Origin of the sequence: Kocuria sp. KSNUG (assembly GCF_049532735.1) — a bacterium.
GTDB classification, from domain to species: domain Bacteria; phylum Actinomycetota; class Actinomycetes; order Actinomycetales; family Micrococcaceae; genus Kocuria; species Kocuria rhizophila.
The window spans coordinates 531,815-546,559 of record NZ_CP150981.1 but is presented as its reverse complement, the minus strand read 5'-3'; the positions used below and the strand labels follow the sequence as shown (position 1 = coordinate 546,559).

The following is a 14,745-nucleotide window of genomic DNA, read 5'->3' as shown; positions in this document are numbered from 1 at the left end:
AGTCTAGGAGATCTTCTCGTCCACCACGTATATCCGCTTCAGTGGCAGCTTGTCGCGCCACTTGGAAGGAAGCGACTCGTAGTAGGTGAGTGTGAGATCCGTGATCTCCTTACCGCCCAGCAGTCGGAGGTTGTGGCGTTCACGTTCCAGTGCGGCCGCCTCGCTGCTGTACGAGCCCAGGGTCACGAACAAGCCATGTTCGTCTTTGGCACCCAGCGTCCCCAGGAGACCCTGAATATCGGGGCGTCCTTTGGTGGAGGCGGTGTGTTTGCACTGAACCTTGATGAGGGGCGGTTCAAGACCAAGGACGTCTCTGTGAGCGAGCACGTCCACACCCCCATCCGCCGTGTATGCAGTGACGCGCGCCTGATAGCCCATGGCTCTCAGGAGATCAGCCACAAATTCCTCGAACGCCTGATGCGTGAGATCTTCCAGGAGGGTCCGCGTGATGAAGTCGTTGGTGTTGTCCTCGATCTGCTTCGCAGTCGGTAGCGCATCGTGTGCGTCCTCCTCCAGATCAGCCGCGGAGACCCTCGCCTCCGAAGAGGCGGGCCTTCCCACTGGAAGGGAAGAGGGCCCGTCGGTGGTCTGCAGCGACGCTTCGAAGGCGTCTTCGGAAGGCGCGTTCAAGAACTCCTGAAAGAGACTCGCATGGCGCTTCACTTGGAACAGCGTGAGCGCCGACCCAATCTCGTAGAGGGCCGACTTCGGAAAGATCCCGCGGGGGACGCCCGTCTTGAGCCACCGCACCGCGCGTCTGTGCCTATGAATTCGCTCTCCGGCGTGGTACCGGTACTCCCCGATGACCTCACCAAAGTTCAACGTCCGATCCGCTTTGCTGGGAAAGATCACGATGTCTCCCTCGGCCATCTCGAAGGCGAAACGCCGCTGGATCCCCGCCCATAGAGCGATAGCCCCCTGCTTGGCACTGGGTTCACTGACGAGAAGGGCTGCCTTGATGCGCTCCGGGTCATCCCCCATGAGGGAGATATCCCCGATCTCCCACCCGATCGAGACGAACCCTTCGGAGAGCAGCTCTTCGGCGAGAACGTCGTTGTGGATACCCCACATGGTCATGACCGCACCTCCCCCGCCACCGGCAAGAACTGACTCGCCTTCTTACTCCACGAGATCGCCAGCACGTCGCGGGCACGTGTAGCTCCCACATAGAGCAGGGAGCGCTCCCGCAGGGCGTTGTCCTCGTGGGCCTTCTCGTCGTAGTCGCTGCCGGCAAAGAACCGGGGGATGGATGCCTCGCTCACGTCGAACAGCAGCACACGGGAGAACTCCGTGCCCTTGGCCCGGTGGAGGGTCATCACCGCGGGGGTTCCTTGCGGAATGTCCTGCTTGTCCACCGGGGCCGCGTTGACGCCCAGTTCTCCCAGAGTGCGGACCAGCGCGTCGCGCTGCTTCTTGGTGCGGGTGAGGATGCCCAGGGTGCTGGCGGGGAGGCCCTCCTCAGCCAGTTCCTCGAGCCACCTTCTGATCAGCTCGGCCACGAGCTCGTACTCCTGCGCGAGATCCCGCGCGGGCAGCAGAACGGGCACGGGCCCCGAGCGGCTGGACACATATCGCTCGTGGGCGTGGTCCACCGCCTCCCCCTCGACCTCGTCCAGGTTGTACTCCCCGCCCTCCAACACCTTGAGAGCCAGCGCAAGGTTCTGTTCGGTGGTGCGGTAGTTCAGACGAAGCCGCCGTGAGCGCCCCACCACCTTGATGCCGTAGTGGCCCAGCACAATCCGCTGACCGTAGATTCGCTGGTTCGAGTCCTCGGCGATGAACAGGTCATCGGGGCCCTCCGCCACGCACGCCCTGGCCAGTTGCCAGCGCGTGGGGGTGAAGTCCTGCCCCTCGTCGATCAGTACGTGATCCGCGGGGAGCCGCCCTTCAGAACGGCGCAGGAAAGCCGCAGCAATTGCCGCCGCTTCATCCCAGTCAACGGATTGCGTGGCCAAACCGTCGGCACGGTAACGCTGCACCGCAGCCCAGACTGCACGTCGTTGGTTGCGCCCCAGGCGTGTTCCTCGACCCATCCGCGGAGCCCGGAGGTACTCCCGCTCCTCGGTGATCAGCGCCGGCAGGATCACCTCCTGGTACTCGGACTGGAAGAACGCGGGCACCGCCACCTGGTGGGGCAGCTCCGTTCCGGCCGCCTCGATGGCCTCGTCCCACGGGCTCGCCCCGTACGCGCCGGAGCTGCGGTAGTCAGGGGTCCGCTGAACCCCCCACCCCACCACCTCTTCCATGGCCTGAGACAGTCCCTGCGACCCGTTAGCGACCCCCAGCACCCGGTGGGCCACCTGATCCAGTGTCATCACCGTGATGCCGGGCTGGCCAAGCTGCCCTGCCATGCGCACGCGCGGGTCCAGCGCACGGATCTGCTGCGCGATCATGTCCACCAGGTTGCGCGTGTAGGACACCACCAGCACACGCGCGTCCGGGTTCTCTCGCGCCAAGCGCACCGCCCGGTGGACGAGCACCACAGTCTTACCCGTGCCCGCGCCGCCGGAGAGCCGGAACGGTCCGGAGGTTTTCTTGTCCACGTATTCCTGCTGGTCGGGGTGCAGGAACAGCCGCCACGCATCGAAGTCGCCGCTGGCGAGGGCCTTCTCCAGGGCGGCGTCGTCCTCAATCAAGTGGAACTGAGAGGCCGCCCGCGGCGTAGTCACCGCGCGCACCACGGCATCGGTCTCGGAGGGCACGCCCACCTCGGTGCCGCCTGTCACGGGCTCGTCCACGGCTGTGTACCGCTCTCGCACGGTCTCCAATGTCTCCCCCGTGGCGAGGTCCAGCAGCGCGTCCGCCTGCCAGCCACCCACCCGGCCCAGGAAGGCCATGAGGTCCGCTTCCGAGCCCGCACGCACGGCCACCGTGGCCACGGACTCGTCCACCCCCAGTTGGGCGGTGAGCTCTTCCGCTGCCAGGGCAGCCAGGGGGTTACGCGCCACAATCACCGTTTCGGGCTGGGCCTCGGGGGACGACGACGCCGTGTCCTCCTCCTGTTGCAACGCCACCATCTCCGCGGCGCGGGCTTCTACCAATGCCTTGAGCTCGGCATCCGTGTAGTGCTCCGCACCGGCAATGGCGGTGGAATCCACCTGACGGATCTCCGCTGCGCCGCTGGTGGGGTTCACCCGCGCGTAGGCCTTGGCCGCCACCTGGTAAGCGTCGTCGTGCGCGTACACGCCGTAGAGCAGCCACAGCGAGCCCAGGTCGAAGAGGACGAGCCGGTAGAACTGGTCCACCCGCGCCGTGCGAACGCGATCATCCGCGCAGTTCTGAATGGGCTCCACGTGCAGGCCATTGGTGGTGGGGTCCTTGATGAGCTTCTCCAGCGTGGCATTCACCTTGCCCGCAATGGATTTCTCGTAGCTGCCCAGGAACCCTCGGTCCAGGATGAGCTGTTTCTGCGGCGCAGTCATGGCATCTCCGTCTTCCGTTGAGTGGTGTCACCGTGGGTGGTCAGAATCTTTCGAATGGTGTCCGTATCGGGGCCCGTCACGGTCCAGTCAGGTGGGGCTACCGCGGCGAAGGCCTCCGCGCTCTTCTCCTCGGCCAGCCATGCAAGCTTGAAGTCGGTCCACAGCAGATCCACCACGTATCCCTGCATTTCTTCCCCGATCTCGGGGAAGGGCAGCCCTTGCTGACCCGCAAGTGTCAAGATCTGCGCCTCTTCGGGTGAATCGGCCTGCGAGACGGCGTTCTTCCAGTCAGGGGTCAATTCCACGGGCCCGGAAGAGTGGAGGATGTTCATGCTGCCCAATCCTGCGCGTTCCTTCTCGGTAGAAGACGCGGGGGCGTCCTGCGTACTGGGCAGGTGGGAGAAGAACTCCAGCCACTGGTTTTCTTCTCGCTCCTCGGCCGCATGCTCCGCCGCGGACGTCCACGTTTCCAGGATGGTGACGGCGCCGGGCTCCATGTCCTGCCGGAGGTTGGACAGCGCCAACCACTGGCGCCAGGAATCGGAGAAATAGGGCGATTCCACGGCGGCGTCCCGATCATCCAGCACCACGGCCAGCCGGCTGTGAGTGGGCGTGACGTCCCCCAAGATCACCAGGGGGCCCGTGCGGCGGACAAACCCCTTGGTGGTCGGCGTCCGCGGAGGATTCGGAAGCGGTGACTCAGGCGGCGTGTCCAGGATGGCTCGGGCCTGTTCGGCCAGGGCATCCAGACTCACCGGCGTGGGCTTTCCCGTGAAGAGCAGCAGATTCAGTTTCTTGGCCACGCTGAGTTGCCGCTTGAACGGATCGGTCTTGCTGTCGCTGATCAAGCTCAGCAATTGGTCAAAGGGGTTGGCATCCAGGTAGCTGAGGTCCGCGGCATCCACCACCCCCTGGCGCTGCAGGGCTCGCGTGAACTGTGTGACCCACATGTCCGTGAGGACCCCCTGGCCAGGCTCCCCGCGCTGCGCTGCCTCGTACGCGTCCAGGTCCGCGTGGGTCACCACGTACACCAGGTAGCCGCGCTCGCGCAGACCACGCCGCTTGGCGGCGTCGTCGCCCACCCGGTCGTGTGCGGTCGTGGCGTGGTACGTGCGCCCGTCCAGATAAATGGCCGCGCCCTGGCTACCGAACTGGCCCTGCCAGGTGAGCAGCGCGTCCGGTTGGGTATCCCCCAGGCGCACCTGGGAGGCGTAGGAATAGCGCACGCCACCCAACATGACGGAAAATCCCTGACCGCCGTCGCCCACCGTGTCCGTGACCTGAGCCCCAGGCAGAGCACCCACGGCGGCACGGAACATCCGACGGAAGCGGTGCTCGAGGGCCGATTCAAAGTCATCGCCCACGGGCGCACGGCCTTCCTCCACGCGCCAGGTCATCTCATCCCCGGGCTCCTCGTCGCCCAGTATGGTGCCCAGGATCTCGACGGCGCGCTGCCGGCTCAGGTACTCACGCTTCGACGCGCGCACGTGGGGCATCAGGCAGCGGAAGCAGGCCGCTTTGTCCTCGTCCTGGCACACGCAGCCCACCAGGAACTCGTGGGCTCCGCGCAGCAGATGCCACAGGGATTCAGGGGTTGCCAGCTCTGCGAGGTAGCCCGTGCCGCCGGGCACGGAATCGAACAGCAGCAGCGAGTCCGCGTTGTTCCGGCTGACATCCGGAACCACCTCCATGTTCAGGTGGCTGATTTCCCCGCCGAAGCGCTCCCGCAATCCCAGCATGAGCGCGCAGTAGAAGCTCCAGAGGGACCGCCCGGAAGTGTCTTCCGTGATGGACGGCGGGAGGCTGATCATGATGGATTCCGTGACCAGCTCCCGGGCCAGCACCACGGACACGGATTCCGGGTTCTCTACCCTGCGCTGCGTGCACCAGCCTTGGTGTTCCCGTGCGCTGTTCTCGTCCGTGTTCTCGTCCTGGTGACCACAGACGGGGCAGATCAAGAATCCGCCAATGCGCTGCGAGCGCCCCGCGAGCGTTGCTTCGCGAGCGCCTTCCCGCGGCTTGCCCACGTTCATGCGCGTAAGCCGTGACCCGCGGCGGAACGTGACACCCACCCCGGTCCCGCCGATGGACCACTCCGCCCGGGTGTCGGACTTCGTGAAGTCCGGGATGGTCAGGGTGTCGTATGAGGTGCTATCGCGGTCCTCGCGGCCGTCGGAGATCTTGGCCTGGTTCAGCTCCATGGTGGAGGACACCTTGGTCAGCTCCACCACGTTCAGATGCTGACCCGAGTCCGCGATGGCCGGCTTAAGGCATGCGGGGCACGCGTCCATGCGCTCCGTGGGGGCAATCTCCTGGCTGTACCCGCACGCCGGGCAGAAGGCGAACCGGCGGACCCCGGCGCCGTCACTGCCCACGTCCACCGAGTCGATCTTCAGCTCGTGGCCCCCGGCGTAGAAGGTGTTGCCGGGCGCCAGTTCGGTGAGGGCCGTGAAGCCCGAGCGTTCATATTCCGCGGGGATGTGCTTCCAGTTATCGTGCTCATCCCGGTAGGTGAGCGTGGCCTCCAAACTCACCGCGTCATCGAACAGGGTGAAGTTGGGTAGCACACCAAAGCGCTCGAGCACGCCGATCCAGTGCTCGTGGCTCAGTTGCGAGGACTCTGCTCGCAGCCTCGCGCTGCTTCCCTTGAGCCGGCGTTCCTCCCGCTCGCGCGCCGCGGGGTCCTCCGTGAGACCCAGCTTCTGCTCCTGCTCGTCCAGCAGTTGTTGCTGTCCCTCGAGTTCCGTGGCGAGCTTGCCGTCTTCCTCCGCCGTAATCACCACGGTCCCATCGGCAATCGCTCGAAGCTGCTTCTCCACGCGCTCCCGGCGATGATGCAGCTCGGCCTTCTCGCGCTGCCACCGCTGTACCGAGGCCTTGATGGCTCGTTCCAGTCCGCTGGGTTCGCCGTTCTCCGGCCACGTGGCCCACGTGCGCAGGGCCTGCGCCGCTTCATGGGTCATGCCCCGCCGGGGCTCGTCGCCCACCTGGAACGCGGAGAGGAACTCATCCAGTCGCTGCTGGGAATGCTCGCGCGCATCGGCCAGGAGTGTGCCCAAGAACGTCCCGGGGTCGCTGGACTTCATGACGGAAGCCGCGCGCGCGGGATCCGGCGTGCCCTCGTCCCCCGCCATGCGGTCCATGAGGAACGCCGTGTACTGCCGGTGCAGAATCTCCTCCGCGGACAAATACGCGGCCGGGGGGCGCACCCCGCCGTTGAGCATGAACTGCGGTTCGATGAACGCCGAGCCCTTGCCGCGCGTGGTCATGAAGGCCAGGTCCAGGGAGTTTCCGGTCAGGCGGCCAGCGCGACCCACGCGCTGCAGATAGGAGGCCACGGTGTCCGGGATGGACGCCAGGATCACGGTGGAGAGATCGCCAATGTCGATGCCCATTTCCAGCGTGGGCGTGGCCACCAGCACGTTGGGGGCTCCCGGCGTGGTCTCACTGTTCTTGAACTCGTTCTCGTACTGCAGGCGCGTGTCCGCGGCGAGCAGCGACGTGTGTTCGCGGGCAATCACACGCCGCATGTCCCCGCGGTACAGGCTGCGGTAGTAGCTGTCCCGCAGGGTGTCCGGGTGGAGCGAGCCCTTGCACTGGTAGGCGGTGCAGGGACCGCCCGCCAGGGTGCGCAGGGTATCGGGGAGTCCCGTGACCACCTGACCGCACTCGGGGCAGCGCAGAATCTCGGCGGGGCCGGACAGGGCGGCCAGCACCAGGTTCTTCGGGCGCAAGCCGTAGCTTTCCGCGGTCACGGTGCCCCGTTGCATCACAGGAACCGTGTCGGTCAGCCGGTGCTCGCTGAGCGCGGTGAACAGGGGCTTGAGCAGGTATCCCGCCCGGCGCCGGTCCACGCCCAAGCAGCGTGAGGTCCAGTCCACGTACCAGCTGTTGGAGTTGGTGAGATCCTTGAACTCGGAATTTTCCTTGAACCGGCCCGTGGCGGGGAACGCGGGCGCTCGTCGCTGGCGTGGGAAGGCGGGCATCACGTCCTTGGGCCGGCGCCCGCCCCAAATTTCGTAGCGGGTTCCGCCCTTCTCGCGGTGCGGGCGCAGCCACTCGTGGGCGATGGCACCGTCTCCACGCAGGCGCTCCACGATGCCGCGCACCCACGCGCCGGGCCGCGCGGCCCCGCGGGCTTCGATCCCGGGCAGGTCGATGGTCAGTTCCCGCGCGGCCAGCTCCAGCACGTCATGACCCAGGGTCTCTAGCTCGCCCTCGGCCGCCTGCACGGAGGCCGCGGCCGTTCCGGTGGCGGCCAGGGTGCGCCCGTAAGACTCCACGAGGCCCACCTCGAGTTCCACGTCGAACTCCAGGCGCGTGGCCACACGCTCCCGGGCACGACGCCGCCTGTTCCGGTCCTCGGAGTCATCCCAGTACCCGCGAACGGGCGCGTTTTCGGCAATCGAGGGGTGCAGCAGCCGGTACCGGTCCTCAGGTTCTTGGGCCAGTTCCATCATGCGCTTAACCACGTCCCGCACCGGAGTGGGCTCGTCGGCCAGCGCGGACTGAATCGCCGAACGCAATGCCAGGGAGTATGAGCGAGCCTCCACGAAACCCGCCCGATGTGCGGCGTCCTGCACGGAGTCCGTGAACACCAGCGACTTCTTCTCGCTGAGGTTCAGCCCCTCCGCACCGAACAGGCTGGAGAGCGCCACGGAGAGCAGCGTGGCGGTGCGGGAGCCCACAAATCGAATGCCATCGTTTTCTTGGCACGCCGGGCAGTTGTCTCTGATGCTCAGGCCGTCCGCTTCCAGGCCCACGTGCATCCACACGGGGAGGGCATCCAGATCCCCGGCGTCCTCTTGCGGAAGCTCGTCCTCGATCGCGCGCCGTTCCGGATTGAGGAACCGGAGGCGATCATCGCTCTGAGGTTCCACACCGGGCACAGAAATCAGCGCGCGGAACCGCCCGGATCTGCGGGCCTGGGCTTCACGGATGGTCTGGGGTTTCACGATCAGATCGCCCGTGCCGGTGAGCGCCACACCCCACCCGGAGCGCCCGCAGTGTCGGCAGTAGATGGCCGGCAGGAAGCTGCCATCATGCACGCCCCGATCGTCGCTCCATGCAAACGCAACGGCTGGCGACGCCGCCCGGTCAACGTGGGACACCTCCCGCGTCCAGAGGTGCAGCTCCACATTGGGGAAGCTGTTGCGCTCCGCCCGCGAGCGCACGTGGGACAACGCGCCACCCAGCGCCTCCACGCAGCGGGCTCCGGTGGTGTCCCGGTCCAGGTGGGGCACGAGGGCGGCGGCGAGATCGCGGATCGAAGTGGCTTGGGCCGCGGCCGACAGAAGCGCGCTCACGAGGGGGTGCGCGAGGAAGAGGTCCCGTTCGGTGGCGGCGTCGAGCTCGGCGTTCTCCGCCAGGCTCTCCAGGGGCGGCCAGAGCACGGCGAGCACGCGGCGGGTCAGTTCGGCCGGCTCCGGCAGCCGCCCGTCCGTGGCCCCAGGCAGGAGCTCCAGGACCGGTTGCAGCTGGGTCAGCGTGGGATGCTCCTGCGCCTGCAGGTCCGCACCCGTGATGCCGGAAACTGACCCCGAGCGGAGGCGTTCTAGCGCGGCGTCACGCAGCGCGTCCTGCGTGACGCGGCGTTCCGTGACCACGGATTCCACGGTGAACGGAGTGCCGAAGATGGTGCTCGCGAAATCCGCCACGGGGGCGATATCGCTTTCGTCCCCCAGCGTGGCGGAGGTGGCCACCGGGACCATGGCAGTGCGCTGCGGGGCCAGGCGCTCCAGGACCAGGCGCAGCCTGCGGATGAGCATGGCCACGTCGGTTCCCTGGGCACCGTTGTAGGTGTGGAACTCGTCCAGCACCAGGTACCGCAGGGACTCGGCCGAGTGCTCCCACAGCGGGCGGTCTGCCGAGCGCAGGAGGAGCTGGTCCAGCATCTTGTAGTTGGTGAGGATGATGTCCGGCACCGCCGAGCGGATGGTGTGCCGGTCCTCGATGAGTCCCTCCGGGGACATGACCGTGCGCGGTGCCCCCGAGTGCTCGCCCGTGTAGAGCGCGGCCGTCACGCCGTTCAGCGCCGGGTTCTCGTGGATCATCCGCGCCAGGCGGCCCGCCTGGTCATTGGCCAGGGCGTTCATGGGGTACAGGATGATCGCCTTGATCCCGTGCACGCCTTGCTTCCGAGCCCGGACCGCGTAATCGAGCAGCGGGTAGAGGAACGCTTCGGTCTTACCCGATCCGGTTCCCGTGGTCACGATGGTGGGTTCCGGGATCCGCAGGCCCCGGCGGTCCTGCGGGCCCTCCACCGACGGGTCCGTGGTGAGGCGGCGGAACGCTTCGGCCTGGTGGGCGTACGGCTGGAACCAGTCCGGCAGCACGCTCAGCGGGGAGGCCCCGGGCTCGGTGTGGAACGGCAGGCGTGTCCGCAGGAACGGTCCCCGGAAGATTCCCTGGTCCTTGTCGCTCAGGAAGTCAGCAAACGCGTCCCGCGCATAGCGGTCCGAGAACTCAATGGCCGTGGTGACGTATTCCACCAGGGCCGACTTCATGGCCTCGGCCTGCAGCGAGGGAAGCAGCTCACTCATGCGCCGTTGACTCCTTCGTAGACACCCGGTTGATACACACCCTGCTCCATGCGCTCGGCAAAGGCGGCGTACGCCTCACGCATGTCCGCCTCCCGGTCCAGGATCCGGAAGGGCTCGGGAGCGGTGATCTGGCGGCCCTCGGGGGTTTCATACGTGCGGTCCGCAATGCTCAGGCCGTACTCCGGACGCCCAGCCTTATTCCATGCCGTGCGCACAGTGGACGGGATCAAGCGACCGTTGGCGTCGTAGACCTTGCCGCGCTTATCCTCACCACGCTCGTATGTGTAGAGCACCCCGAACTGGGTGCGGTATAGCGTGCACAGCTCGTCAATGGGAATGCCGGTCACGTGAGCCATGATCGCGTCGATCTCCACGAGGGCCCGACGACGGTCCTCGTCCCGGCGCAGCGGGGTTGCCGCCGACCACTCCGAGGACACGTCCCCAAGGGCGGGGCGGTCCGGCCGCTCACGACCGCCCGTCCACGATTCCTGCGACATGGCAGGCGTCCAGCAGTCCCGCCAGAGGTCTGCGTAGGCCTCGGTGAGGCAGTTCAGGCGGAGGATACGCAGGGCAGCCGCTGGTGCCAGAGGATGCTCTTCCGGGATGAGGGGGAGTCGTCCCACGATGCTGGGATACAGGCCACCTCCCACCGTTGTTCGAGCCATGAAATCCGAAATAAGAGAACTGATTCCAGCTGCGGTTAATGCGAGCGCGCGGGGGTTCCCGGGAAATCCTGCGCCGATGACTGCGTTAACTGATGAGGTACCGGGAGGATAGATAGCTGGAATTAGAGTTCGTTCGCCAGTGGTCGCGGCCATCGCTCGCCACATCACCCGGTAGTGGTCTCGCACCGGCACCGCAACGTCTTCGCGGGGGTTGTGGGTATCTTTCACCGTCCAGAAACCGTAGTTACGGTCGTAGCGAGCAGTTGATTCCGACCCATCCATATCGTACTCGTAAACAGGTTTGTACTCGGTAACGGGCAGCGCATCCGAGGGAAGCATCTCAAGGTCCACCGGTGAATAATCGCGATTCCCACCCATTGTGGAATTTCGTGAGGCATAAAATGGGTTGCCTACTTGGAAGTACGGACCCTGCAAGATCACATCCCGCCATGACTCGGCGCGGCCCCAACGGGATTCGAAGTACCCGTCACGTCGCCCGAACGTTTCATTCATCCCAATACTAAAGCAGGGCGACCATCCACGAAGCGCCGGAATATCAGTAAGCCGCTCCAGCGCGTCCGCTGCAGCACGATTCACGGTGAAGACCATTCGAGTTTCATCAATCGGTATTTCCCGCGAGCCGCCCTCCATGAGCGCATGCCATGTTGTGAGCACTCCGTAATCAACATCTTCGATTCGGGCGGCATGGGGACGTAGATCCCACTTGCCATTATTTTCTTTAAACCCCGGCTGGGCGCCACCCCCGTCGTGAATGAGCGACCCAACGACACTGGAGGGGTGATACATGGATACAGCATTCTTAAACGCCGGGGCTTGCGCGTTGCCGTAAATATTCACACTATATGAAACGTGGTTATCGACCTCCCCAAAAAGTTTTAAGTCATTAATAAAATTCCAGTGCCGCCGCAAGTGTCGATAGGTCTGGCGGCGAAGTGCATATCCCCGGGCATCCGTGAGGTGAGATGCTGGGTGAATCAGGGCGACGCATCCAATAGAGGACGAATGACGCCACGCCTGCGCCATGAAAGCACGATAAAGGTCTGGACGCATACCATGAAACTCCGGGAATTCGCTTCCGGCCCCTAAATACTCGGCCAGCACAGTCGTATCGGTCGAACCAGCAAGCACGCTCTCCGTGGCTCCGGGAAGCTGTAACGTACGCTCGTGACGAACTCGCCTCAACTTTTCGGTTGGCTTCTCTATGAGCGTCCACCACGGGTCGATTTCTCCCAAAAGCGCTGCCATATCCAAATCCGGCCGTACCCACGGCGGGTTCCCCACCTGGAAGTCGAATCCGCCGCGGGAGAACACCGCCGCGAAGTCGAGCTCCCAGTGGAAGAACCGCTGCTCCTTGGCAATCCGCTGAGCCTCACGCAGCCACGGAGTCTCTGAGAGCAAACGGTCAATGTTCATGGCCTTGTCGGCGGGGAACATGGCCTCAATGTTCTGGAGCGTTTCCCATTCGGTTTCGCTCCTGCCGAAGTACTCCGCTTGCTGGTTGGACTTGACCGTGAATTTCGAGCCCGTGATTTTTCGAATGGTCGTGAGCCATTCCTCGAACGTGGGCGGCTCCGGAGCATCGTCACGCAGCGTGACGGGCCAGAACCACAGGGCGCACCACGCGTCCATGATGAGCCGCAGCCGGCGGTACGCGGAGTTCGGATCCTCCAGCCACGCCTCGATCTCCTCACGTGTGACCGAGCCCCCGGGCTCCACGTCCGCTCCCCACACGTCGATGGACCGGCGGGACTGGTGCTCCGCTTCCACCATGCGGCGCTTGGCCAGCTGCCAGAGTTCGTCAATGCGCTCCGTGAGGGACGTGAGCTCCTTGATCTCCGTCTTGGTGGGCTTGCGGTGCACGCGCTTGGCCCATTCCCGCAGCGCCTTGGCCTGCTCGGGGGCGAGCTTCTTGATCTCCTTATTGGAACCCGCCGCGCCCCAGCCCTCCGCGGGCAACAGGAAGTGGAAGATCCCCGTGGTCGCGTCCACGGTGCGGTCCAGGGGGACGTGACGCGGCGTCGTCGTCATCCGAACCTTGGGGGTGGATTTGGTGACCACCGAAGTGTCGTACACCGAGTGCCGCGCGCCCACCAGCGAGTTGCCGGAGCGCAAGCGCAGGCCAAACCACGGCGCCTTCAGCCCCCGGGACATGGTGTCCAACCACAGGGACACCTCCGCGAGCTCCACCGCGGTGGGATTGAGGTCCACCCCGTAGACGTTGTGCAACGCGATGTAGGCCTTCACGCGCTGCAGCTCGCGCGGATAGTCCTCGGGGTCGATCTTCTGATCGAGCTCCGCCTGCCGCCGCTCCAGGTAGGCAGCGGCCAGCTGACCCACAGCCTCGATGGCGAACGCGCCGGAACCCAGCGCCGGCTCGCACACCGAGAGGCCCAGGATGTCCTGGGCGGAGAGGTCATCCGTAAGCAGCTCCTCCAGGCCCTGCTGCACCGTGAACTCCGTGAGCACCTTGGGCGAGTAGTAGGACGCCGACTGCTGCCGCTGCCGCCCCGAGAGCCGGAACACGAACTCCCCAAAGTGATAGGTGCGAGGAGACTCCTTGCCCAGATCGTCCTCCGTCATGACCACGTGCTCGCGCAGCTCCTCGTCCACGCGATCCTCGGGCACCACCCACGAACCATCCGCCGGGTTGCCGCGCTTGGCCACTTCCACCAGGGTCTCGCTGGCAAACGAACCCGTGTAGCTCATGAGGGACTCGTACACCGCCCCCAGCTGGTTGATGCCCAGGGCCACGTAGCTGATGAACCCGCGGTCCTTGCCGCGGCGCTCCTTGGTGAGCAGCAGGTTCTGCAGCACCCGCTGCAGGGCCTTATTACCCAGCTGCACCTCGTCAATGAGGTGGGTGCGGGACGGCCGGAACAGATCCGAGCGCAGCGCCTCGAAAGTGAGGCCTTCGCGCGCGGCGTGCCCGGCGGCGTCGTGCTCCGGCGCCTCATCGGGGCTATGGCCGCTCTCTACGAGGTCGAACAGCACCTTGAGCGAGGCGTAGAAGTGCGTGCCCTGCTCGGAGCGGGACGAGAGCTGCTTGAGGGTGAGCTCACGCAACCGGTCGATGGAGTACCCGGCGTCGTACTCCGGATCACCCGTGGGCACCACGCCCAATTCCGGGCTGGCCTCCGCGTACAGCAGGAACAGGATCCGGTAGAGGTACCGCAGGGACTGCACCGCGAGCACCTGCGCCTGGTCATCTCGCAGCGGCGCCAGCCCCTGCTCCTTGCGCCGGGACACTACCTCGTTGGCGATGACCTCAATGGACTCCCGCACGCCCTCCCGCAGGTCCTTAGACACACCCACGGCATTGCGCACGGACTCCTCGCGGCGCTCGTCCCACCGGATGATCCCATTCGCGTCCGGGGTCACGGAGGCAGCGGACAAGCACGCGAGCATGCGCTGGATCTCGCCACCAGACTTGGTGTCACCGCGCTCAGCAATCGTTTGGACGTCCACCGCGAGGTACCGGCCCTGCGGCCACCCGTCCTCACTGGTGAGCACCACTGTGCGCCCGGCCAGCACCAGCATGTACCGCGGGGGCTGATCCTCAGACACCAGCGCGGACAGCAGTTCGCTCACCCCCGACACGGGGTCCCCGGACTCCTCGTCCAGGGTGACGTCCTCGGTGAGCAGGCCGTGGTGCTTGGACAGCAGCTCCTCGGCGGTCTCCGCGGCGAGCGCGTCAATCACCACCACGCTCGGCTCCGTGGTGCCCATGGCCGAATACCACCGCACGGCGCCGGCACCGCGGTGGGGAGCGGCGTCGTAATCCAGGACGTCCCGCAGCATGGCCGCCGACGCCGCCGAGGCGCGTCCCAGCGCATCGCGCCGCTGCTGGGGGCTGGCGTTCTCGGGCAGCTCCGCGGCCATCGAGTGCAGAGCAATCAGCTCGGACAGCACCCGCTGGCGCGACGAGGTGAAGCGCTCCAGCGGGCTATGGAAGGATTCGTTGTCCTCCGCCTCCTGCTTCCACTCCTTGATGAGTTTCTTGGTCTCCGCGAGGAACGTGCGGGAATTCTCATCCGCCGTGAAGTAGAACTCGCTGATCCAATCGTTGACCACCACCAGGGCATCGCTGGACGGCAT

At 65.7% G+C, this 14,745-nt stretch carries 4 protein-coding genes; all 4 read right to left on the bottom strand.

Features of this window, described 5'->3' with window-relative positions:
- Positions 1–3 precede the first annotated feature (3 nt).
- Genes AABM36_RS02375 through AABM36_RS02360 form a run of 4 tightly spaced genes read right to left on the bottom strand, consistent with a single transcriptional unit; the run spans position 4 to position 14,745 of the window.
- Positions 4–1,077, bottom strand: coding sequence for a restriction endonuclease (locus tag AABM36_RS02375; protein WP_423447160.1), 1,074 nt, complete (start codon positions 1,075–1,077; stop codon positions 4–6).
- Complete coding sequence (locus tag AABM36_RS02370; RefSeq protein ID WP_423447158.1) at positions 1,074–3,422, bottom strand: 3'-5' exonuclease; 2,349 nt, start codon at positions 3,420–3,422, stop codon at positions 1,074–1,076. The genes AABM36_RS02375 and AABM36_RS02370 overlap by 4 nt, the downstream gene beginning before the upstream one ends.
- Positions 3,419–9,964: a DEAD/DEAH box helicase gene (locus AABM36_RS02365; RefSeq protein WP_423447156.1), complete on the bottom strand. Its 6,546-nt coding sequence runs from the start codon at positions 9,962–9,964 to the stop codon at positions 3,419–3,421. The genes AABM36_RS02370 and AABM36_RS02365 overlap by 4 nt, the downstream gene beginning before the upstream one ends.
- Complete coding sequence (locus tag AABM36_RS02360) at positions 9,961–14,745, bottom strand: Eco57I restriction-modification methylase domain-containing protein (RefSeq protein ID WP_423447154.1); 4,785 nt, start codon at positions 14,743–14,745, stop codon at positions 9,961–9,963. Before AABM36_RS02360 ends, AABM36_RS02365 begins: the two co-directional genes overlap by 4 nt.